At 63.6% G+C, this 22,666-nt stretch carries 22 protein-coding genes; 15 read left to right on the top strand and 7 right to left on the bottom strand.

The genetic code is table 11. The features are described from left to right. Window positions 1–2: 2 nt before the first annotated feature. Both ACEN9T_RS12200 and tsaE read right to left on the bottom strand, forming a co-directional pair. Window positions 3–1,526: an N-acetylmuramoyl-L-alanine amidase gene (locus tag ACEN9T_RS12200; RefSeq protein WP_413707837.1), complete on the bottom strand. Its 1,524-nt coding sequence runs from the start codon at window positions 1,524–1,526 to the stop codon at window positions 3–5. Beyond that, the gene (tsaE, locus tag ACEN9T_RS12195; protein WP_413708446.1) at window positions 1,520–2,098 is read right to left on the bottom strand and encodes a tRNA (adenosine(37)-N6)-threonylcarbamoyltransferase complex ATPase subunit type 1 TsaE; all 579 of its coding nucleotides are present in this window, start codon (window positions 2,096–2,098) and stop codon (window positions 1,520–1,522) included. The genes ACEN9T_RS12200 and tsaE overlap by 7 nt, the downstream gene beginning before the upstream one ends. Before the next feature lie 16 nt (window positions 2,099–2,114). Here tsaE and queG point away from each other — a divergent pair, with 16 nt between their 5' ends. The 7 genes from queG to plsY all read left to right on the top strand — a co-directional run bounded on the left by queG (window position 2,115) and on the right by plsY (window position 7,956). Further along, a complete protein-coding gene (gene queG / locus ACEN9T_RS12190) occupies window positions 2,115–3,266 on the top strand; it encodes a tRNA epoxyqueuosine(34) reductase QueG (protein ID WP_092972616.1) in 1,152 nt (383 codons plus the stop codon). 261 nt (window positions 3,267–3,527) lie between these two features. Further along, window positions 3,528–4,178: a chalcone isomerase family protein gene (locus ACEN9T_RS12185; RefSeq protein WP_092972614.1), complete on the top strand. Its 651-nt coding sequence runs from the start codon at window positions 3,528–3,530 to the stop codon at window positions 4,176–4,178. A 122-nt stretch (window positions 4,179–4,300) separates the two neighbouring features. Beyond that, window positions 4,301–5,278, top strand: a complete 978-nt coding sequence (locus tag ACEN9T_RS12180) for a tripartite tricarboxylate transporter substrate binding protein BugE (protein WP_413707836.1) — start codon at window positions 4,301–4,303, stop codon at window positions 5,276–5,278. 61 nt (window positions 5,279–5,339) lie between these two features. After that, on the top strand, window positions 5,340–5,816 hold the full coding sequence (locus ACEN9T_RS12175) for a methylated-DNA--[protein]-cysteine S-methyltransferase (RefSeq protein ID WP_413707835.1): 477 nt from the start codon (window positions 5,340–5,342) through the stop codon (window positions 5,814–5,816). Further along, window positions 5,813–6,748 carry a site-specific tyrosine recombinase XerD gene (xerD, locus tag ACEN9T_RS12170; RefSeq protein WP_413707834.1) on the top strand — a complete coding sequence of 312 codons (936 nt, stop codon included), beginning with the start codon at window positions 5,813–5,815 and terminating at the stop codon, window positions 6,746–6,748. The genes ACEN9T_RS12175 and xerD overlap by 4 nt, the downstream gene beginning before the upstream one ends. A 22-nt stretch (window positions 6,749–6,770) precedes the next feature. Then, entirely contained in the window at window positions 6,771–7,262 is a 492-nt protein-coding gene (ybaK, locus tag ACEN9T_RS12165; RefSeq protein WP_092972606.1) for a Cys-tRNA(Pro) deacylase, read from the top strand. Between the two features lie 70 nt (window positions 7,263–7,332). After that, window positions 7,333–7,956, top strand: coding sequence for a glycerol-3-phosphate 1-O-acyltransferase PlsY (plsY, locus tag ACEN9T_RS12160; protein ID WP_413707833.1), 624 nt, complete (start codon window positions 7,333–7,335; stop codon window positions 7,954–7,956). Here plsY and ACEN9T_RS12155 read toward each other — a convergent pair. Further along, on the bottom strand, window positions 7,953–8,969 hold the full coding sequence (locus ACEN9T_RS12155; protein ID WP_092972602.1) for a GlxA family transcriptional regulator: 1,017 nt from the start codon (window positions 8,967–8,969) through the stop codon (window positions 7,953–7,955). The two genes, plsY and ACEN9T_RS12155, sit on opposite strands and share 4 nt — an antisense overlap. A gap of 160 nt (window positions 8,970–9,129) precedes the next feature. On the opposite strand from ACEN9T_RS12155, the gene ACEN9T_RS12150 reads away from it, so the two are divergent. Then, window positions 9,130–11,517, top strand: a complete 2,388-nt coding sequence (locus tag ACEN9T_RS12150) for an acylase (protein ID WP_413707832.1) — start codon at window positions 9,130–9,132, stop codon at window positions 11,515–11,517. 66 nt (window positions 11,518–11,583) lie between these two features. On the opposite strand, the gene ACEN9T_RS12145 is transcribed toward ACEN9T_RS12150, so the two are convergent. Continuing rightward, window positions 11,584–12,069 (bottom strand): YajQ family cyclic di-GMP-binding protein, encoded by a 486-nt coding sequence (locus ACEN9T_RS12145; protein WP_009241389.1) that lies wholly within the window; start codon window positions 12,067–12,069, stop codon window positions 11,584–11,586. Window positions 12,070–12,175: 106 nt separating this feature from the next. Here ACEN9T_RS12145 and murB point away from each other — a divergent pair, with 106 nt between their 5' ends. From murB to argG, 3 genes are all read left to right on the top strand, one after another. Further along, window positions 12,176–13,204 (top strand): UDP-N-acetylmuramate dehydrogenase, encoded by a 1,029-nt coding sequence (gene murB, locus ACEN9T_RS12140; protein WP_413707831.1) that lies wholly within the window; start codon window positions 12,176–12,178, stop codon window positions 13,202–13,204. 148 nt (window positions 13,205–13,352) lie between these two features. Continuing rightward, window positions 13,353–13,670, top strand: coding sequence for a pyrimidine/purine nucleoside phosphorylase (locus ACEN9T_RS12135; RefSeq protein ID WP_092972596.1), 318 nt, complete (start codon window positions 13,353–13,355; stop codon window positions 13,668–13,670). A 152-nt stretch (window positions 13,671–13,822) separates the two neighbouring features. Further along, on the top strand, window positions 13,823–15,160 hold the full coding sequence (gene argG, locus ACEN9T_RS12130) for an argininosuccinate synthase (protein WP_413707830.1): 1,338 nt from the start codon (window positions 13,823–13,825) through the stop codon (window positions 15,158–15,160). 77 nt (window positions 15,161–15,237) lie between these two features. On the opposite strand, the gene argF is transcribed toward argG, so the two are convergent. Continuing rightward, window positions 15,238–16,164, bottom strand: a complete 927-nt coding sequence (argF, locus tag ACEN9T_RS12125; protein WP_024974875.1) for an ornithine carbamoyltransferase — start codon at window positions 16,162–16,164, stop codon at window positions 15,238–15,240. 368 nt (window positions 16,165–16,532) lie between these two features. Between argF and ACEN9T_RS12120 the strand changes: the two genes are divergently transcribed. Next, entirely contained in the window at window positions 16,533–16,856 is a 324-nt protein-coding gene (locus ACEN9T_RS12120) for a DUF3579 domain-containing protein (protein WP_092972592.1), read from the top strand. Window positions 16,857–17,000: 144 nt separating this feature from the next. Here the strand turns inward: ACEN9T_RS12120 and rpsT are convergent, their stop codons facing one another. Continuing rightward, on the bottom strand, window positions 17,001–17,267 hold the full coding sequence (gene rpsT, locus ACEN9T_RS12115; RefSeq protein WP_004631753.1) for a 30S ribosomal protein S20: 267 nt from the start codon (window positions 17,265–17,267) through the stop codon (window positions 17,001–17,003). Between the two features lie 315 nt (window positions 17,268–17,582). On the opposite strand from rpsT, the gene murJ reads away from it, so the two are divergent. Together murJ and ACEN9T_RS12105 are read left to right on the top strand one after the other, a co-directional pair. After that, complete coding sequence (gene murJ / locus ACEN9T_RS12110; RefSeq protein WP_413707829.1) at window positions 17,583–19,136, top strand: murein biosynthesis integral membrane protein MurJ; 1,554 nt, start codon at window positions 17,583–17,585, stop codon at window positions 19,134–19,136. Further along, window positions 19,136–19,981, top strand: a complete 846-nt coding sequence (locus ACEN9T_RS12105) for a SirB1 family protein (RefSeq protein WP_413707828.1) — start codon at window positions 19,136–19,138, stop codon at window positions 19,979–19,981. The genes murJ and ACEN9T_RS12105 overlap by 1 nt, the downstream gene beginning before the upstream one ends. 3 nt (window positions 19,982–19,984) lie before the next feature. Here ACEN9T_RS12105 and ACEN9T_RS12100 read toward each other — a convergent pair whose 3' ends face one another. Next, window positions 19,985–20,632, bottom strand: coding sequence for a VTT domain-containing protein (locus tag ACEN9T_RS12100; protein WP_092972586.1), 648 nt, complete (start codon window positions 20,630–20,632; stop codon window positions 19,985–19,987). 126 nt (window positions 20,633–20,758) lie between these two features. Here ACEN9T_RS12100 and mutL point away from each other — a divergent pair, with 126 nt between their 5' ends. After that, entirely contained in the window at window positions 20,759–22,666 is a 1,908-nt protein-coding gene (mutL, locus tag ACEN9T_RS12095) for a DNA mismatch repair endonuclease MutL (protein ID WP_413707827.1), read from the top strand.

Here is a 22,666-nt window from a genome sequence, read left to right as displayed (position 1 = left end):
CATCAGACGCCCGGGTTGCGCGACAACGGCGGGTTCTTGGCAAAGTAGGCCCGAATGCCGCGCAAGATGGCGTCGGCAAGCTGGTTCTGGTGGCCCAGATCGTTGAGCTTGGCTTCTTCTTCCGGGTTGGAGATGAACGCCGTCTCGACCAGGATGGACGGAATATCCGGCGCCTTGAGCACCGCAAAGCCCGCCTGCTCGACCTGCCCCTTGTGCAGCCGGTTGATGCCACCAATCTGGTCCAGCACCGCCCTGCCGACCTTCATGCTGTCGGTAATCTGCGCGGTGGTCGACAAGTCCAGCAGCACGCGCGTGACCTGCGCGTCTTTCGAGCCGAGATTCGCCCCGCCGATCATGTCCGCAGCGTTTTCCTTGTTGGCGAGCCACTTGGCCTGCGCGCTCGAGGCACCTCGATCGGACAGCACAAACACCGATGCCCCGCGCGCCTCCGGCGAAAGAAACGCATCGGCATGGATGGAGACGAACAGATCCGCCTGCACGCGGCGCGCCTTCTGCACACGCACGCCCAGCGGGACGAAGTAGTCGGAATCGCGCGTCATCATGGCGCGCATGTTGGGCTGGGCGTCGATCTTGGCCTTGAGCATGCGGGCGATCGACAGCACCACGTCTTTCTCGTGCGTGCCGGCACCGCCCGTGGCGCCCGGGTCTTCGCCGCCATGACCCGGGTCGATGGCGACCGTGAGCAGGCGGCGCATGCGCGGGCCGTTCGACGGCGCGCGCGGCACGGGTTGCTCGGGAATAATCTCCAGCGGCGGCGTGTTGGGCGCGTTGGCAAGCGTCGACGGAGGATGCGCAGAGGTCGCCGGCGGTGTCCTGCGCGGCGGCGTGCGGTTGGCAAGCGCCGGGGGCTGCGGCTCTTCGATCGGCGTCTTGGTCGGGCTGCCGCCGCTGTTGCGGCGTGCCAGCGCGGCGATTGGATCGTCGTCATCCGACGGTTCCGGCATCGGCGTGCCGCCTGACGCAGCAAAGCGTTCCTGCTTGCCCTCGGTGGCCTGCACGAGCTGCATCAGCGGGTCAGGCGGGTTGGTCGGGTACAGATCGAACACCAGCCGGTTCCGATAGCCTGCAATCGGCAGCAACGTGAACACCTGCGGGTTGACGCTTTCCTTCAGGTCGAACACCAGGCGCACGACGCTCGGCCGGTTCTGGCCCACGCGCACCTGTCGGATGTACGGATCGTTCGGCGCAATCTTGGCCACCAACTCGCGCAACGTCGGGTTCAGGTCGAGCCCGTCGATGTCGACCATCAGGCGATCCGGATCCTTGATGAGCTGATGCGTGGCCTTGAGCGCGACGTCTGATTCGATGGTCACGCGCGTGTAGTCCTCGGCGGGCCACACGCGCACGGCGACGATGTTGGCGCCGCGTGCGATCTGCGGGCCCACCAGGCTCAGGATCACCGTGCCTGCGCCGGCCTTCGCCATGCGCGTGAGCCATTGGCGGCGGGCCTGGCTTGGCAGGTTGGGATCATCCGGTTGGTCGGTCGGCAGATGCTTGATCAGCATGGGAACAGGTGTTGCAACGACTGTAGAAGTTGAAGGCCGGTCTGCGTGCGCGCGGTCAGACGTGCGGCGCGCGGTGCATGCTCAACGCCGTCATCATAGGTTTCGTGCACAACGTCGACCGATAAAGCAATGTGCAGGTCGGGCGCACCGAGCAGCGCCTGCGCCTTCTCGGGCCATTCGACCAGGCACAGCGCAGGTTCGGCAAAACAGTCACGGAACCCGGCATCGGTCCACTCTTCGGGATCGGCAAAGCGGTACAGGTCAAAGTGATAGACCTTCTGCGTGCCAGTGGTTCCGGCAACGTCGTACGGCTCGACCAGCGTATAGGTGGGACTGCGCACGCGTCCGGTGTGCCCGAGGCCGCGCAGGATGGCGCGCGACAGCGTCGTCTTGCCCGCGCCCAGATCGCCGGAAAGCTGCACCTGCACGGGCCGCGGACCCAATGCCAGCACGGCCTGCGCGAGTGCCGCGCCAAAGGCCGACGTGGCCGCTTCATCGGTGAGCGAAAGCGTGCGCTCGGCGAGCGGAGGGGTCAGACCAGAAGGCGCTTCAGCAGAGAGCACGGTGGGCATTACGTACAATTTGGGCATGTCCGCCACCCCCACGTCATCACCAGAAACGAACCTGGATGCACGCTTGCCAGCCGATGCGGCCGGCATGCACGCGCTTGTGGCGCAGATTCGCTCCTGGGGCGCCGAACTCGGTTTCGATGCGGTCCGCATCGCCGATGTCGACCTGTCGCATGCTGAAGAAGGGCTTCAGACATGGCTTGCGCAGGGGTTTCACGGTGACATGGATTATATGGCGAACCATGGCATGCTCCGCGCACGCCCGGCCGAACTTGTTGCCGGAACGGTACGCGCCATCGTCGCGCGGATGCCGTATCTGCCACATCTGGATAATCCGCGAATGGCCGGCAGCGACTGGCGTGCCGTCGAGTGGGACCGCCTGCGCCGCCCCGAAGACGCCACCGTCTCGCTCTATGCACGCGGCCGCGACTATCACAAGGTGCTGCGCCAGCGCCTGCAAAAGCTGGCAGAGAAGATTGCCGGTGCCGTGGGGCCGTACGGCTTTCGGGTGTTCACCGATTCAGCACCGGTGCTGGAAGTGGCACTGGCTACCAACGGCGGCTTGGGCTGGCGCGGCAAACACACGCTGCTGCTGGACCGCGATGCGGGCTCGATGTTCTTCCTCGGTGAAATCCTCGTCGATCTGCCGTTTCCCGTTGATCCGCCCGTGGAGCCACACTGCGGCAACTGCACACGCTGCATCGACGTCTGCCCCACGCGGGCCATCGTCGCGCCATACACGGTCGACGCACGCCGTTGCATCTCGTACCTGACCATCGAGCATAAGGGCAGCATTCCGGTTGAGCTGCGCGCGGCGATGGGCAACCGCGTCTACGGCTGCGACGACTGCCAGCTCATCTGTCCGTGGAATAAGTTTGCAGTGCCGGCCAACCTGCCCGACTTTGACGTGCGCAACGGGTTGGATGCGGCCACGTTAGCTGAGCTGTTCAACTGGACCGACGCCGAATTCAACCAGCGGTTGGAAGGCAGTCCGATCCGTCGCATCGGCCACGAGCGCTGGCTGCGCAACATTGCCGTGGCGATTGGTAACGCGCTGCGCGGCCCGCTCTCGGATGCCACTCGCACGCAACTGACAGCCGCCCTCCATGCACGCGCAGATGACACCTCGGCGCTCGTCCGCGAACACGTCGCATGGGCGCTCGCCCAATGACGTGAGCACTTCCTGCGATTGATCACACCCGCGTATGAACATTGTGAGGCGCTCTTAATCTAGTTTTTCACGTGGCCTACCGATTGTTTTAAAAACAAAACAACGCGCGTCTAACACAAGCTTGTGAATACCGCTTAAGACTGACGTCGGCAGGGCCTTATACCACCTCGTACGCAAACGCTTGCGCATCAGGGCAGACACTGATTGTTTGCAAATAAAATATCGGGAAAATGGCGGCTTAATCTCAAACCGCTCACTTCGATGTTTTCCGCTCTTGTTCATCTCCGTCGCGCCTTGCAAGTTGCTGTCTGTGCCCGCTCATTCTGGATGGCACGTGCGTGGCGTGGCGGCGTCATGGGCGCGATGCTCTGCGCTGCGTGCGCAAGCCCGGCATGGGCAACGGTGAACGTCGAGGGCGTGCCATTCGATGACGCCGCACGCGTGGCCGGCCACGAACTGCTACTCAACGGCACGGGCCTGCGTTCAGTATTTGTCATCAAGGGCTATGTCGCCGGCTTGTACCTGCCCGAGCGTGCGAAGAACGCGGCGGTCATCCTCGGCATGAAGGGGCCGAAGCGGCTGCAGATCCACCCGCTGCGCGATGTGGGCGCCGATACGTTCATCCACGCGCTGAACGACGGCATCCACCGAAACCAGACGGAAATTCAGTTGCAGAGGCTGGCCAACCGTCTGACGCAGTTGGAGGACGCGATGCGCCAGATTGGCTCCACCAAGCGCGGCGACACCATCAACTTCGACTACGCGCCCGATGCCGGCACCACCATCAGCATCAATGGCGTGGCGCGCACCAAGGCCATCCCCGGCGAAGATTTCTACCAGGCTGTGCTCAGCATCTTCATCGGCAACAGCCCGGTCGACCGCGATCTGAAAAGCGGGTTGCTCGGAACCTGACAATCTGACGATTGGCTTTTCAGGGTTTCCCCGGTTGCCGTGTGGCTGGCGTTTGCCGTTGTGCTATTCAGCAGTTTCCCCACAAGAACGCAGAACGCACACCAAGCTACAAGGAAGAGACGATGACCAAGGGACGACTGATCGCCAGCCTGATCGCCACCGCTGGAACGCTGTTGTGCGGGCCGGCGCTGGCCGACAACTACCCCGCCAAGCCGCTCAAGCTGATCATTCCGTTTCCGCCGGGCGGCACGACGGACATCGTGGGGCGGGGCGTGGCCGACCAGCTTTCCAAGGTGCTGGGCCAGGCCGTGGTGGTGGAAAACAAGGGCGGCGGCGGCGGTTCGATCGGCGCAGATGCCATCGCCAAGGCTGCGCCGGACGGCTACACGATCGGCATCGCCACCGTCTCCACGCATGCCGTCAACCCGGCGTGCAACCCGAAGCTTTCGTACGACCCGCTCAAGGATTTCAAGCCGATCACCAACCTGGCCACCGTGGCCAACGTGATTGCGGTCAACCCAACCTTTCCGGCCAAGAACTACAAGGAGTTTGTCGCGGCGCTGACGGCCAACCCCGGCAAATATTCGTTCGCGACGTCGGGCACCTGCGGCATCGGCCACATGCTGGGGGAAGAGTTCAAGGTGCTGACCAAAACGCAGATGGTCCATGTGCCATATCGCGGCGCTGGGCCTGCGCTGAACGACGTGCTCGCCAACCAGGTGCCGATCATGGTCGACAACCTGCCCTCGTCCATGCAGTTCATCAAGAGCGGCAAGCTACGGCCAATCGTGGTGGCGTGGAACAAGCGCATCGATAGCCTGCCCGACGTGCCCACCTTTGCCGAAGTCGGCCTGAAGGACGCAAATGACCCGGCGTGGTACGGACTTGTCGCGCCGGCCGGCACGCCGGACGACATCATCCGCAAGCTCAACGAAGCTTCGGTCAAGGCGCTGAAAGATCCGGGCCTGGTCGATCGATTCCGCGGTGCCGGTGCCGAGCCCGTCGGCAATACGCCGCAGCAACACACGGCCGAGATCAAGCGTGAATTCGACAAGATGCGCACGCTGGTCAAGCAGCAGAACATCAAGCTGGATCAGTAACGCTGCCTGCCTGGGGGCCTGTGCTAGATTCGCAGGATTGTTTATAGCGCCGGCCCCTGTCATGCCATCCCCTTTCGACGCCGTTCTGGAAGCGCCCTTCGGCAAGCTGGGCGTGCGCGTGGCCGACGGCGCCCTGCGTGAACTCGTTTACCTGCCCGATAGCACGCCCCTCGTCGATTCATCAGACGCGTTGATCGCCAGGCTGGCTCGCCAGCTCGACGCGTACTACGACAATCCCCGCGCGACCTTCGATATCCCGCTCGCGCCCGCCGGCACGGACTTCCAGCACCGCGTGTGGCAGGTCATCAGCGCCATCCCGTGCGGCAGCGTCATCACCTACGGCACCATCGCGCAACAGATCGGCAGCGTGCCGCGCGCGGTCGGGCAGGCGTGCGGCGACAACTGGTTCCCGATCCTCATCCCTTGCCACCGCGTGGTGAGCGCGTCCGGCATCGGCGGGTTTTCGCACCACACAGATGGCTACCTGCTGAACATCAAGCACTGGCTGCTGCGCCACGAAGGCGTGATGCTGATATGAGAAAGGCTGCACAGAAAGACCCCGAATCCCCGGCCCTGCCGCCACAAAGCGCAGATGCCATCCAACGCTTTTGCGACGCACTGTGGCTGGAGGACGGCCTCGCCCGCAATACGCTCGATGCGTACCGGCGCGACCTGACGCTTTATGCGCATTGGCTGGCCGAGCGCAGCAAGTCCATCACCGAAACCGAAGACGGTGACCTGGCCGATTACTTCGCCGCACGCCACGCCGAGAGCCGGGCATCGTCTGCCAACCGGCGCCGCACCGTGTTCAAGCGCTTCTTCCAGTGGGCGCTGCGCGAGCACGTTGTGAGCACCGATCCGTCGCGACTGCTGCCGACGGCCAAGCAGCCGCCGCGCTTTCCGAAGACGCTGTCCGAAACGCAAGTCGAGGCGCTCATCAACGCGCCCGATGTCGACACGCCGCTCGGCCTGCGCGACCGCGCGATGATCGAACTGATGTATGCGAGCGGGCTGCGCGTGTCGGAAATCGTCGCGCTGAAAACGGTGGAAGTCGGCCTGAATGAAGGCGTGGTGCGCGTGGTCGGCGGCAAGGGCGGCAAGGATCGTCTGGTGCCGTTTGGCGCCGAAGCGGGCGACTGGCTGCGGCGTTATTTACGCGATGGCCGCACGGCGCTGCTCGGCGAGCGCACGGCGGATGCGCTGTTCGTCACCGCGCGCGGAGAAGGCATGACGCGCCAGGCGTTCTGGTATCTCATCAACCGCTATGCGCTGCTCGCCGATATCCACGCGCCGTTGTCTCCGCATACGCTGCGGCACGCGTTTGCCACGCACCTGCTCAACCACGGCGCAGACTTGCGCGTGGTGCAGATGCTGCTCGGCCACGCGGATATTTCCACCACGCAGATCTACACCCACGTCGCGCGCGAGCGGCTGCGCACGCTGCACGCGCAGCACCATCCGCGCGGATAGTGATCGTTCTTCCCTGCCCCGTATGAGCAAGTCCAAGCACGTTTCCGAGACGCCCGCCACGCAGTACCTCAAGGCGCATGGCGTGGCCTTTACCGAACACACCTACGACTACGTCGACAAGGGTGGCACGACCGAGTCATCCCGCCAACTTGGCGTGGACGAGCACGCCGTCGTCAAGACGCTCGTCATGGAAGACGAGCACGCCAAGCCGCTGATCGTGCTGATGCACGGCGATTGCTCAGTCTCGACCAAGAACCTCGCGCGGCAGACCGGCCGGAAGACCGTGCACCCGTGCAAGCCCGAGGTAGCGCAGCGGCATAGCGGTTACCTCGTCGGCGGCACATCGCCGTTTGGCGTGCGTAAGGCGATGCCGGTGTACGTGGAGGCGAGCGTGCTGGAGCTGGAGCGCATCTACATCAACGGCGGGCGGCGCGGCTTTCTGGTGAGCCTGGCGCCCAGCGTGCTGACGTCGGTGCTGAACGCGCAGCCCGTCAATTGTGCAAACCCCGATTGAAACGAACGCCGCCGCTGGGGCACGCTTGCGGCCACGCTACAATCCCGCAGCCTGATTTCTCACATTCCATATGTCACCAGTCGTCGCAACCGTCATTTTTGCCGTGGCCGCCTACATGATCGGCTCGATTTCGTTTGCCGTGGTGGTGAGCCGCGCCATGGGTCTGGCAGACCCACGCACCTACGGCTCGGGCAACCCCGGCGCCACTAACGTGCTGCGTTCGGGCAACAAGAAGGCAGCCATCATCACGCTGCTCGGTGATGCGGCCAAGGGCTGGCTGGCGGTGTGGCTGGCGCTATTCCTGGCGCCACGCTTTGGCGTAGATGAGACCGGCATCGCGCTCGTGGTGATCGCCGTGTTCCTGGGCCACTTGTTTCCCGTCTTCCACCGCTTTGCAGGCGGCAAGGGCGTGGCCACGGCGGCGGGCATTCTGCTGGCGCTGAACGTGTGGCTCGGGCTGGCCACGCTGGCTACGTGGCTCATCATCGCCGTGTTCTTCCGCTACTCGTCGCTGGCGGCGCTGGTGTCGGCGGTGTTCGCGCCGTTCTTCTACGTGCTGATGAACGGCTTCGACTGGATTGCCGGGGCGGTTGCGCTGATGGCGGTGCTGCTCATCGCGCGCCACCGTGCCAATATCGCCAAGCTGCTGGCCGGCAAGGAAAGCCGCATCGGCGAGAAGAAAAAGGCCGCTTAATTTCGCAGCTCGGCGCGCACCGAATGCGCGCGCCGATGCTCCCCCGGCGGCCGGCCCGTGTGCCGCCGGATCAACCGCCGGAAGGCGGACATGTCTTGATAGCCGCACTGCTCGGCAATCGTCGTCAGGCTCAGCGTGCTGACTTCCAACAGGTGGCACGCGCGTTCCACGCGCAGCCGGTGCAGCAATTGCAGCGGCGACATCCCCACCGTTTTCGTGAAATGCCGCAACAACGTCCGCTCGCTGGTCGAGGCGACGGCGGCGAGTTTCCCCAGATCAAACGGTTCGTGCAGATGCTGCTGCAGGTAACGCCGGGCGCGCAGCACAACGCTGTCGCGGATGGCCGGTTTGCTGCGCAGCCAGATGCCGATCGCCTCGCCGCGTGAGGGGTGATCGAGCACCGTATTGCCCAGCGTGCGCGCGAGCCGCGCATCAGCCAGCCGTGCAACCACGCGGTGCATGAGCGCCACGCCATGCTCCATGGCCCGCGCCGTGATGACGTTGCCGCTGCTGATGATGGCCTGCGCCGGCACCACCTTCAGACTGGGGAAATTGCCCTGCACCCATCCGGCAATCAGCCACGTGACGGTGAGGCGCTGGCCGGGCGGCAGCACGTCGGCCAGCATCGCCACGCCTGTGAAGGATGACGCTACCAACCGTCCTGCATCCAGATAACGGCGGACCGTGGCGCGTTCCACTTCCAGCAAGGCCAGACGCTGCTCGAGCGTGCCGATGTGGTCGAAATGCAGCGGGGGGACGATCAACGCATCACCAAGCTGCGTGTCCTCTTCCGGTAGTGCGTCACAAGAGCACGCGAGCGTTTCTGCCGCAGCCTGCCAACGCGACGGGTCCCGCGCGATGAGTCGCCAACCGAACACCGGCGTCTTGGCAGCATCGGTCCGCTTGCCCGCCTGCATGGAGGCCAGCGCATTGGCCACGCCAAGCGTGTCGGCAGCGGTCGCCAACGTAGAAAAGGCGACGTCGGGATAGGTCAGCAGGTCGATTCTGGGCATGCACGAGTATAGGCGCGGGCCACAATCCGCGTGGCGATATCGACCCCAACTTTGGCGGGAATACCTCTTTCGAATAGGACCAGCCCGATTGACGATGCGGCGACGGCTGCGCGCAGACGCAACCGCCCATAACAACACCGACCTCAGGAGACAACGCACGATGCAGCGATTCATGCAGGGTTTCGCACCGCGCGCCACGCTTGCCATGGCCGCGCTTACGGCACTGGCCGGCTGCGCCAGCACAGACAGCGGCTGGGCCACGCCTTCGGACACCGGCCTTTCGGCCGAAATCAGCCGCACCCGCTTCGGCATTCCGCACATCCGGGCCAACGACTACGCCAGCCTCGGCTTCGGGATGGCCTATGCCTATGCGCAGGACAACGTGTGCCTGCTCGCCGACCAGGTCGTCACTGTCCACGGCGAGCGCTCGAAGACATTCGGGCCAGACGGCACCGTCGTGGTGTCGTTCAAACCGGTGCCCAACGCGCAAGCCGACGCCTTCTTCAAGAGTGCGTTTGATGAAGCTGGCCTGCGCGCTGGCTATGCACAGATGTCGCCTGAAGCGCGCGAGCTGCTGCGCGGCTACATCGCGGGCTACAACCGCTATCTGAAAGACACGCCGGCCGCCAACCGTCCGGCAGCATGCCGCAATGCCGACTGGGTCCGCCCCCTCACGGTGGCCGACATGATGCTGATGGGCGAAGAGAAGGCCATCCAGGCCAGCGCGGGCGCCATGCTGGCGAGCATCGTCGCCGCGCAGCCGCCGGGCGGCGCGCCTGCCTCGGCGGTCATTCCACCGCATGCCGTCGACACCGCTGCACTCGACCGCGACCTTCAACTGCGCGACATGCCGATCGGCTCCAACGGATGGGCCTTCGGCAAGGCCGCCACGGACAACGGTCGCGGTGTGCTGCTCGGCAACCCGCACTTCCCGTGGACGACCACCAACCGCTTCTATCAAGTCCACTTGACCGTGCCGGGCAAGCTGGACGTGATGGGTGCGTCGATTGCCGCGTTCCCCGTCGTCAGCATCGGCTTCAACACAGACGTGGCATGGACGCACACCGTTTCCACCGGCCGCCGCTTCACGCTGTTCGAATTGAAACTGGCCGAGGGCGATCCGACCACCTACCTGATCGACGGCAAGCCGCACAAAATGACGACGCGCACCGTCGCGTTTGACGTGAAGTTGCCAGACGGCCGCATCGAGCGGCGCACACACACCTTCTACAACACGGTGTACGGGCCGGTGCTGTCGATGCCCGCCGGTGGCATGCCATGGACCTCGCAAAAGGCCTACACGCTGCGCGACGTCAATCGCAACAACACGCGCTCCATCGATACGTGGCTGCATATCGCGCAGGCCAAGGACGTGGCGGGCATCCGGCAGGCCATCAGCAACCTCGGCATCCCCTGGGTGAACACGATTGCCACCGACCGCAACGGCCGTGCGCTGTTTGCCGACGTGTCGACCACGCCGGATGTGTCGGCTGAAGCGCTCAAGCGTTGCGCGCCGTCTCCGCTGGCCGACAAGCTGTTCAAGGGCGTGGGATTGGTGCTGCTCGACGGCTCACGCAGTGCGTGCAATTGGCAGGTCGATCCGGCATCGCCCGTGCCGGGCTTGGTGGCGCCCGCACGCATGCCGGTGTTGGAGCGCGATGACTACGTCGCCAACAGCAACGACAGCTCGTGGTTGAGCAATCCGGCGCATAAGATGACCGGGTTCTCACCGGTGATGGGCTCGACCGACGTACCGCAACGCCTGCGCACCCGCATCGGCCTGATCGAGATCGAGCGCCGCCTCGCCGGCACCGACGGGCTGCCCGGCAACAAGGTCAACCTGCCGAACCTGCAGGCGATGATCTTCCGTGACGCCAACCTCGCCGGCCACCTCGTGCGCGATGATCTGCTCGCCGCCTGCAAAACCACGGACAACCTCGATGCCGATGTGCGCGATGGCTGCGCTGCTCTTGCGCAATGGAACCTCACGGACAACGTCGACGCTCGCGCTGCGCACCTGTTCCGCGAGTTCTGGATGCACGCCAAGGACATCCCGCATGTCTACGCGGTCGACTTCAACCCGGCGGATCCGATCCACACGCCGCGCAACCTGCGCATGAGCGATGCAACAGTGCGCACGGCCGTGTTCAAATCCCTGAAGGAGGCGGTGGGTGCCGTCCGCACCGCCGGTTTTGCGCTGGATGCACCGCTAGGCACTGTCCAGGCGGCACACACGCCGGGTGGCGATATCGCCCTGCACGGTGGCGAGGAGTACGAAGGCGTGCTGAACAAGCTGCAAAGTACGCCGATCGGGCCGAAGGGCTTGCAGGTGTATTTCGGCACGAGCTACATCCAGACCGTCACGTTCGACGATCAGGGCCCCGTGGCCGATGCGCTTCTGACCTACGGTGAATCGACCGATCCGGCATCGCCGCATGCGTTCGACCAGATGCGCGAGTTCTCTGCCAAGCGCTGGAACCGGCTGCCGTTCTCGGAAGCCGCCATCGCCGCCGATCCGGCACTGAAGGTGACCAAGCTGTCGCAGTGAGGTTTTGCCGCTGCAAATGCAAACGCCCCGCTCGTGCGGGGCGTTTTGCCTGGAAGCGCGACGGGCTCAGTCGCGAAAGTTATTGAAATCCAGCGGCGTGTCGCTCACGTCCTTGCGCAGCATGGCAATCACGCTTTGCAGGTCATCCCGCTTGGCGCCCGTCACACGCACAGCATCACCCTGGATGCTTGCCTGCACCTTGATCTTGCTGTCCTTGATGGTCTTGACGATCTTCTTGGCCAGATCACCCGAGACGCCTTTTTTGATCTTGACGACCTGCTTCATCTTGTCGCCGCCGATCTTCTGCTTGTCTTGATAGTCGAGGAAGCGCACGTCGACGTTGCGCTTGGCAAGCTTGTTCATCAGCACATCGTTCACCTGGCCGATCTTGAAATCGTCATCGGCAAACAGCGTGAGTTCCTGCTCCTTATGCTCGACGCGGGAGTCGGAGCCCTTGAAGTCGAATCGCGTCGAAATTTCTTTGTTGGCCTGTTCCACGGCGTTCTTCACTTCCACCATGTTGGCTTCGCATACCACGTCAAACGACGGCATCGTGTTCTCCTTGCAGACTTGAATTCGGGTTGCGGCGGCGCCTCGCTACGGGTGCCGCGTGCGCCATGGCTTCTATAATCTCGGCTTTCCCAGCAGATTTGGCGCCATGGCGTTGCTCGACACGCATTATCCCCTAGGCCAGCACAACACGTTCCGTTTTGAGGCCACCGCTCGCTACGCCGCCCACGTGCGCACGCCGGAAGACATTCCCGCCGCGCTGGCCGACCCGCGCGTGCAGGGCCTGCCTGTTCTGGTGCTGGGTGGTGGCAGCAACGTCGTGCTCACGCGCGATTTCGAAGGCCTCGTGCTGCTGATGGAGATTCCGGGCATCGCCACCGGCCGAAGCATGGTCGATGGCCGCGCAGTCCACACCGTCACCGCAGGCGGCGGCGAATCGTGGCATGGCCTGGTCGCCCACACGGTGGCGCATGGCTTGCCTGGGCTGGAAAACCTCGCGCTGATTCCCGGCACGGTGGGCGCCGCGCCCATCCAGAACATTGGCGCATACGGCGTCGAGATCAAGGACCGCTTCCATTCCCTGCGCGCCTACGACCGCCACGCCGGCGAATTCGTCACCCTTACCGCCGCCGATTGCGCCTTTGGCTACCGCGACAGCGTCTTCAAACGCGCCGGTGCCGATCGCTACGTCATCACCGAGGTGACGTTCGCCCTGCCGGTCGACTGGCAGCCCGACACGCACTACGCCGAACTCGCACGCGAGCTGGCCGCGCAACATATCGCCAGCCCGACGGCCCAGGACATCTTCGATGCGGTGGTCACCATCCGCCGCCGCAAGCTGCCCGACCCGGCTGAGATCGGCAACGCCGGCAGCTTCTTCAAGAACCCCATCGTCGATGCCGCCACGCGCGATGCCCTCGTCGAGCGTTTCCCGAATCTGGTCGGATATGTGCAGCCCGACGGCACGTACAAGCTCGCAGCCGGCTGGTTAATCGATCAATGCGGCTTCAAGGGCCGGCAGAGCGGCGCGGTGGGCGTATATGAAAAACAGGCGCTGGTGCTGGTGCACCGTGGCGGCGGCAGCGCGGTCCAGTTGATGACGCTGGCGCGCGAGATTCAGGACGCGGTTCATGCGCGCTTTGGCGTGCGCATCGAACCCGAACCCGTGGTGGTGTAAATAGCCCGGCGGACGGGCTTCTTGAGCACCTTGCGCCACATCCCGTCCGTCTAGACCCTGGCAGCCCTCGCCTGACGTACCCGCGGTCGACCCAATAGCCTAAAATGATTGGTTTGTCCCTACGACTTCCCTTTTCGCGCTCCATTTCATGACCACCGAAACCTTTGACGGCGTCCGCCTGACCACCAAGGCCAATGTGTACTTTGACGGAAAGTGCGTCAGCCACAGCTTTATCCTGCCTGACGGCACCAAGAAGTCCGTAGGCGTGGTGCTGCCGGCCACGCTGACTTTCGGCACGGCCGCCGCCGAGATCATGGAATGCGTGGGCGGTTCGTGCGAATACAAGCTCGACGGCAGCGATGAATGGAAGACGTCCGGCGCAGGCGAAAGCTTCCAGGTTCCGGCCAACTCGAAGTTCGACATTCGGGTGACCGAGGCCTACCACTACATCTGCCACTACGCCTGAAACCGGCTCACGATCCTACTGCGCATTCCGATCTTGGCCCTGCGATGCTCGCCGTACCCATGTACGGCTGCGCTTCTCGAACCAACCTCGGAGCGCTCGCTACGGATCGTGAGCCGGTTTGAATCCTGAACGGCTATTTGAAGAGAAAGATTATGGAAACCATCCTGCAACACGTTCCCGTCGGCCAGAAGGTCGGCATTGCCTTCTCCGGCGGTCTCGACACCAGCGCTGCGCTGCGCTGGATGAAGAACAAGGGCGCGCTGCCCTATGCCTACACCGCCAATCTCGGCCAGCCCGACGAGGAAGACTACGATGCCATCCCGCGCAAGGCCATGGAGTACGGCGCAGAGAAGGCCCGCCTGATCGACTGCCGCCCACAACTTGCCAATGAAGGCATTGCCGCCATCCAGGCCGGCGCCTTCCACATCAGCACCGGCGGCATCACGTACTTCAACACCACGCCGCTGGGCCGCGCCGTAACCGGCACCATGCTGGTCGCCGCCATGAAGGAAGACGACGTCAACATCTGGGGCGACGGCTCGACCTTCAAGGGCAACGACATCGAGCGCTTCTACCGCTACGGCCTGCTGACCAACCCGGCGCTGAAGATCTATAAGCCTTGGCTGGACCAGGCCTTCATCGACGAGCTGGGCGGCCGCGCTGAAATGTCGGCCTTCATGACCAAGGAAGGTTTCGGCTACAAGATGAGCGCCGAGAAGGCGTACTCGACGGACAGCAACATGCTGGGCGCCACGCACGAGGCCAAGGATCTGGAGCATCTGAACAGCGGCATCCGCATCGTCAACCCGATCATGGGCGTGGCGTTCTGGAAGCCGGAAGTCGAGGTCAAGGCGGAAGAAGTGTCGGTCACGTTCGACGAAGGCCGTCCAGTCGCCGTCAATGGCCGCGAAATCGCAGACCCGGTGGAAATGTTCCTGGAGCTGAACCGCATCGGCGGCCGTCACGGCCTGGGCATGAGCGATCAGATCGAGAACCGCATCATCGAAGCCAAGAGCCGCGGCATCTACGAAGCCCCGGGCATGGCGCTGCTGCACATCGCCTACGAGCGCCTGGTGACCGGCATCCACAACGAAGACACCATCGAGCAGTACCGCATCAACGGCCTGCGCCTGGGTCGTCTGCTGTACCAGGGGCGCTGGTTCGACCCGCAAGCGATCATGCTGCGCGAAACTGCCCAGCGCTGGGTCGCTCGCGCCGTGACCGGCACCGTCACGCTGGAACTGCGTCGCGGCAACGACTACTCGATCCTGAACACAGAATCGCCGAACCTGACCTACGCACCTGAGCGTCTGTCGATGGAGAAGGTCGAAGACGCACCGTTCAGCCCCGCCGACCGCATCGGCCAACTGACTATGCGCAACCTCGACCTGATGGACACGCGCGACAAGCTGGCGATCTACTCGAAGGCGGGCCTGCTGTCGCTCGGCACCGCCAACGCGCTGCCCCAACTCGACGGCGGCAAGAAGTAACTGCCTGCCGCTTCAAGGCAAAAAGGCCGCTCCGACGTCAATCGGAGCGGCCTTTTTCTATGGCGTCAGGCTCGAGTTTAGTAACGACCGCAGAGCAAGTATTCCATCAGCGCCTTCTGCACGTGCAGGCGGTTTTCCGCCTCATCCCACACGACGCTTTGCTTGCCGTCGATGACGGCCGCCTCGACTTCCTCGCCGCGGTGTGCGGGCAGGCAGTGCATGAACAGCGCATCGGGTTGCGCGCGCTGCATCATCGCCTCGGTGACCATCCAGTCGCCGAAGGCTTTCTTGCGCGCTTCGTTCTCCGCCTCATAGCCCATGCTGGTCCACACGTCGGTGGTCACCAGATGCGCGCCGTCGCACGCTTCGAGCGGGCTTTCGAACACATGCACAAACGGCAAAGCGGAATCGGCCACCATGGCCGGATCCAGCTGATAGCCCTTCGGTGCAGAAAAATGGAAGCGGAAGCCGAGAATCTCAGCCGCCTGGATCCACGTGTAGGCCATGTTGTTGGCATCGCCCACCCACGTGACGGTCTTGCCCTTGATGGGGCCGCGCTGCTCGATGAAGGTGAAGATGTCGGCCAGCACCTGGCACGGGTGGTATTCGTTGGTCAGCCCGTTGATGACCGGGACGCGCGAATGCGCGGCAAAACGCTCGATGATCTCCTGCCCGAACGTGCGGATCATGATGATGTCAGTCATGCGGGAGATGACCTGCGCGGCGTCTTCGATCGGCTCACCGCGCCCCAGCTGGGAATCGCGCGTGTTCAGGAAGACCGCATGGCCGCCAAGCTGGTGAATGCCGGCTTCGAACGACAGACGCGTACGCGTGGAATTCTTCTCGAAGATCATGGCCAGCGTGCGGTCGTGCAGCGGGTGCCACGTCTCGTAGTTCTTGAACTTGGCCTTGAGGATCGCGGAACGGTCCAGCAGGTATTCGTACTCTTCCAGCGAAAAGTCCTTGAACTGCAGGTAGTGCTTGATCGAGCTTGGTGGGTTCATAAAACAACGAAGGCGGCCTGCAGATGACGCACCGGGAACATCCCGTGGCACATCGCCCTAGCCGCCTTGCCTGTTGAAGATTCAGCCCATCATACGGGATCGCCACTCATTTGGCGAGTTTCGCGCCTGTCCTGGCGGCTACCATAAGGGCCCAGGTGAAAGGCCGATGAAAGTCTTATATAAGATATAATACTGGCTGCTTCGGATGCCGCAACCGCCCGCAAACCGGCACGACGAGCCGGTCCGTCCGGTTCATGAATCGGCAACCAGGCAGGCGCATCATCCGCACCACAAGTGCACCCCGCTCGAACGTTGCGGCACCCGCACGGTCGAAGTCGTTTGCAAATCTCCACAGCCCCACGCAGTCCATGGCAGCCAACCCTCGCCAATTCTTTATCCAGGGCGTCACCCGCGACGGAAAGACCTTCCGCCCGAGCGACTGGGCCGATCGGCTGTGCGGCGTGATGGCGCAGTTCCGCCCCGCCGGTGATATCGGAGACCCCCGCTTCACCTACTCCCCATATGTGCGCCCCGTCATGTCGGGCGGCATCCGCAGCGTGTTCGTTGACGAGCGTCTGCGCGATATCGAACCCAAGGCGCTGGATTTCGTGCTGAACTTCGCGCACGACAACAACTTGCAACTTGTGGAAGCCTGCATCCTGCCCGAAGGCGGCGCTCCCACGAAAAGCTAATCCGCTAAGAACATCGCTCCGCGCAGCGCCTCGCACATTGCAGGCGCGCAGAATGCAAAAAGCCCGTCCGAAGACGGGCTTTTTTATCGTCGGAGCGCGACGTTGCGTGTCGCGCCATGCCGGCTAGGCCGGCATCACCCGAACTTAGGCAGCCATTGCCTTGATGGCAGCGGACAGACGCGACTTGGCGCGTGCAGCCTTGTTCTTGTGGACGATCTTCTTGTCAGCGATGCTGTCGATCGTGCTTTGGGCAGTCTTGAATGCAGCAGCTGCGGCAGTCTTGTCGCCAGCGGCCACAGCCTTGCGGACGCCCTTGATTGCGGTACGCAGACGCGAGCGCAGAGCCGAGTTGTGAGCGTTCTGAACGACGGCTTGGCGTGCGCGCTTGCGTGCTTGTGCGGTGTTTGCCATGGAAAAATCCCTGAAGAAACGGTAGCAAGCGCCCCGGGAGACACGGAAGGCCGAAGCGCGCAAATTGGTGAAAGACAGCAATTATACGCAGACTTCCGCGCCCAACGCAAACCCTGTTGTGAAATCACCCGGATAACTGCAGTTTGCGGCTTTTGCGGCACTTTTGGGCGCATGGCGAGCCGGTCCCTATAATACGGCCGCAATTGTGCCCTCCGGTCACGTCAGTCACGCGGGCGCGAACCCCGCATGGCGCCGTCGGTCAGACCGCCATCGCCGTGTTTGCCTCCCCAGGCGGCGCCCAACCACGCATTCATCTTGAATCTCCTCAAAACACTTGCCACGATCAGCGGCCTGACGATGCTCTCGCGCATCACCGGGCTTATCCGTGAAACGCTGATCGCCCGCGCCTTCGGCGCCTCGGTGTACACCGATGCCTTCAACGTCGCTTTCCGCATCCCGAACCTGCTGCGCCGGCTCTCGGCCGAGGGCGCGTTCTCGCAAGCGTTCGTACCAATCCTGGGCGAATTCAAGAACCGTCAGGGGGAGGCGGAAACGCGCGCGCTGGTCGACTCCGTGGCCACGGTGATGACATGGTTCCTGGTGATCATCTCGGCGCTGGGCGTGATCGGCGCGCCGTTGATCGTCACCGCTGTCGCGACGGGTTTCAAGGAGCACGAGAGCCAAGCCTATATCTCGGCGATCTTCATGACGCGCGTGATGTTTCCGTACATCGGGCTCGTATCGTTGGTGGCGCTGGCGTCGGGCATTCTGAATACGTGGCGGCAGTTTGCGGTGCCGGCTTTCACGCCCGTGCTGCTGAACCTGTCGTTCATCGTGGCAGCGGTGTTTGTGGCGCCGTACCTTGAAACCCCTATCTATGCACAGGCCTATGCCGTGATAGTGGGCGGCATCCTGCAGTTGGCCATTCAGATTCCGTCATTGCGCCGCGTGGGCATGCTGCCCCGCGTGTCGTTCAACGTGCGCGCGGCGTGGCATCACCCGGGCGTGCGGCGCGTGCTCAAGCAGATGTTGCCGGCCACGCTGTCGGTGTCGGTCGCGCAGATCAGCCTCATCATCAACACCAACATCGCGTCGCGCCTGCCGACGGGCAGCGTGTCGTGGCTGAACTACGCAGACCGTTTGATGGAATTTCCTACCGCATTGCTGGGCGTGGCGCTCGGGACGATCCTGCTGCCAAGCCTGTCGAAGGCAAGCGCCGACAACAACCGTGAAGAGTACTCGTCACTGCTCGACTGGGGCCTGCGGCTGACCGTGCTGTTGGCTGTGCCTTCTGCGGTGGGGCTGTTCGTGTTCGGCGCGCCGCTCACAGCCACGCTGTTCCACTACGGCAAATTCACCGGCATGGACGTCGAGATGACGCGCCAAGCGCTGACGTCATACGGCGTGGGGCTCATCGGGCTGATTGTCATCAAGATCCTGGCGCCGGGCTTCTATGCGCGGCAGGACATCCGCACGCCGGTGAAGATTGCGCTGGTGGTGCTGGTGGCGACGCAGTTATCCAACTATGTTTTCGTGCCGATTTTCGGACACGCGGGGCTGGCGCTGTCGATCAGCTTTGGCGCAACCATCAATGCGGCGCTGCTGTTCTTTGGCCTGCGCCGGCGCGGTTATTACCATCCGCTGCCGGGCTGGGGACTGTTCATCGCACAGGTGATATCGGCCGTGCTGCTGCTGGCTGGCGTACTGCTATGGCTCGCCCACAATTTCGATTGGGTCGGACTGGGCGCCAAGCCGCTCGTGCGCATCGCGCTGCTGGGGGCAAGCCTGGTCCTGTGCGCGGTGGTCTATTTCGGTACACTGTGGCTCACCGGATTGAAGTTTTCCACGTTCCGAAAAAAGGCCATCTGATGACCACTAAAGTCCTCGATTATTTTTCGGCCCTGGTCGCGGACGACGACAGCATTCCCCTCACAGAAACCGCCCTGTCGGTTGCGCAGGACGCGTATCCGGATCTGGACCTGCAGGCAGAGCTTGCCGCCATTGACGTGCTTGTCGCGCGAATCAAAAACCGCATCGCCGACGGCACGCCGGCCATCCAGCGCCTGCGCCTGCTCAATCAGTTCTTCTATCGCGAGCTGGGCTTCGGGCCCAATGCAAACGATTACTACGATCCCGAGAACTCCTATCTGAATGCGGTGCTGCAGAGTCGGCGCGGCATTCCAATCTCGTTGGCGGTGCTGCTGATGGAGATCGGCCAGCAGATTGGCCTGCCCCTCAAGGGTGTGTCTTTTCCCAACCACTTTTTGGTGCGCATGAGCATTCCTGCGGGCGAGGTCGTGCTGGATCCGCTGACGGGCCAGACGCTGTCGAAGGAAGAGTTGCAGGACATGCTCGACCCGTACCTGGAGAAGGAAGGCATTGAAGACCCGAACTCGGTGCCGCTCGGGGTGTTCCTGCAGGTGGCCACTCACCGCGAGATCATCGCGCGCATGCTGCGCAATCTGAAAGCGATCTATCTGCAGGAATCGCGCTGGCAACGCCTGCTGGCGGTGCAGCAGCGTCTGGTGATTCTGCTGCCTGACTCGATCGAGGAAGTGCGCGATCGGGGGCTGGCCTACGCCAACCTGGAGTGCTTCCGGCCCGCGCTGGAAGACCTGGAAGCCTACGTCGATGCCCGGCCCGATGCAGCCGATACAGCCAAGCTCAAGGAGCGCATGCCAACGCTGCGCGCCATGAGCAAGAACTTGAATTGACGCCTATTTCGGGGTCACAGCGCCCCGACGGCGCCTGAGCAGCTTCCACAGCCCGCCCAGCGCCAGCGGCACGATCGCCGCGCCCAGCCCGATGAGCACAATCGTGTTCAGGTGGTCACGAATGATGGGTACGGCGCCGAATGCCTCGCCCGCCAACACCAGGATCGCCACCCACAGCACGGCGCCGATCATGTTGAAGAGCTGGAACTTGGCAAACGTCATCTTCGATACGCCCGCCACAAACGGCGCGAACGTACGCACCACCGGGATGAAGCGTGCCATCACCAGCGTTTTGCCACCGTGGCGCTCGTAGAAACCATGCGTTTTCATCAGCGCTTCGTGATCAAGGAAGCGGATGTGACCGTCGAATACCTTGGGCCCGATCCAGGAGCCAACGAAATAGTTAACGGTATTGCCCGTCACGGCGGCAGTCACCAGCAGCACGATGAGCAGCCAGGCGTCCATCTGACCCGTGGCGCACATGGCGCCTGCAATGAAGAGCAGCGTGTCGCCGGGCAGGAAGGGCAGCACCACCAAGCCGGTCTCGGCAAAGACGATGGCGAACAGCAGCACGTAGACCCACGCGCCGTACTGCTGAATGAGCAGTCCCAACGATTTGTCGACATGCAGAACGATGTCGACGAGTTGCATCACGATATCCAAACCAACCCCCGATTGAGCAGCGGGGAATGATACCGGATGTCAATTAATTTTCCCCTTGCGCTTGCCGGGCTTGCGTCGGTGCGCCGCACAGGGCGTGACATTTATAATGCCGCGATGACCTCCGCCTCGACTTCCCGCCGCCCCATCCGCCCGCTTCCCGACCAGCTGATCAGCCAGATCGCGGCCGGCGAGGTGGTCGAACGGCCCGCGTCCGTGGTCAAGGAGCTGCTGGAAAACGCACTGGATGCCGGCGCCACGCAGCTTCAGATCAAGCTGGAGGAAGGCGGCGTGCGGCGCATTGCCATCACCGACAACGGCGGTGGCATTCCGGCGGGCGAATTGCCCGTCGCGCTGATGCGGCATGCGACCAGCAAGATCGGCTCGCTGGAAGAGCTGGAATCGGTGGCGACGCTGGGGTTTCGGGGCGAGGCGCTGGCCTCGATTGCCTCGGTGGCGGAACTGACGCTCACGTCGCGCACAGCGAACGACGCTCACGCCACGCAGATCATTGCGCAAACCGGGCGGGCGCAGCCGGCTTCGGGCGGCGTCGGCACCACGGTTGATGTGCAGCATCTGTACTTCAACACGCCGGCGCGCCGCAAATTCTTGAAGACGGAGCAGACCGAGCTGGGCCACTGCATGGAGGTGATCCGCCGCACCGCGCTCGCGCGGCCGGACGTGGCCATCTCCGTGCATCACAACGGGAAACCCCTGGAGCATTGGAACGCCACGCAGGCGGACTCGCGCACCGCCGCCGTACTCGGCACCGAATTCGCCCGGGCGCGATTGCCCTTCGAAGAATCTGCCGGCGAACTGCGTTTGTTCGGCTTCGCGGGCCTGCCAACCGCCTCGCGCGGCCGGGCTGATCATCAGTTCTTCTACGTCAACGGCCGCTTCGTGCGCGACCGTTTGCTCACACACGCCGTGCGCAGCGCCTATGAAGACGTGCTGCACGGTGACCGTTTCCCCGCCTACGTTCTGTGCCTGGAGTTGCCGCCCGAAGCGGTGGACGTGAACGTGCATCCGTCCAAGATCGAGGTGCGCTTCCGCGACAGCCGCGCGGTGCACCAGTTCGTCTATCACGCGGTGCAACGCGCGCTGTCCCGCCACGCCGGCGAACAGGGCGACAGCCTGCGCACCGACATTACCGATGCGCCCGAGGTTGCCGGGGTTACGGCAGCGCCTTCGCCTACCGACAACACCACGCGCTGGATCAACCAGATGGCTGCGCGACAGACGTCGCTCGGCATTGCGCAGCCGCGTGCGGAATACCTGTCGATGATGCGCGGCGATAGCGCGCCCATGCCGGCGAGCCGCCCCGTGTGGATGACCGATGTGCCGAGCGCCGCAACGTTGTTCGACGGCGGCACCGCGACTGTCCAAACGCCCGCCGCCGTTGCAGAGCAGGCTGCAGCGCCACGGGCCGATGACGACGACGATCATCCGCTCGGTTTTGCCGTGGCCCAGTTGCATGGCATCTACGTGCTGGCGCAGAACACGCGCGGCATGGTGCTCGTCGACATGCATGCCGCGCACGAGCGCATCCTCTACGAACAGCTCAAGACCGCGCTCGAAACCAAGCGCGTCGAAGTGCAGCCGCTGCTGATTCCGGTCACGTTTGCCGCAAGCCCGGTGGAGATCGGCACTGCAGAGGAATTTCGCGACACGCTCACGCTGCTCGGCTTCGATATCTCCGCCGTGTCGCCGACCACGCTGGCCGTGCGATCGGTGCCGACACTGCTGCAGAAGGCAGATGCGCAGGCGCTGGCCCGTGACGTGCTGCGCGATCTGCACGCCTACGGCGGCTCGCGCGTGTTGGCCGAACGCCAGAACGAACTGCTCGCCACGCTGGCGTGCCACTCCGCCGTGCGCGCCAACCGCCGCCTGAACCTGGACGAGATGAACGCACTGCTGCGCCAGATGGAAGCCACCGAACGCGCCGACCAATGCAACCACGGCCGCCCGACGTGGATCCAGTTGACCGTGGCGGACCTGGATCGCCTGTTCCTGCGCGGTCAGTAA

Source organism: Ralstonia sp. Ralssp110, assembly GCF_047325135.1.
Lineage (GTDB): Bacteria > Pseudomonadota > Gammaproteobacteria > Burkholderiales > Burkholderiaceae > Ralstonia > Ralstonia mojiangensis.
Note: the sequence above shows the minus strand (reverse complement) of the source record. Positions and strands in the feature narration are given on the sequence as shown.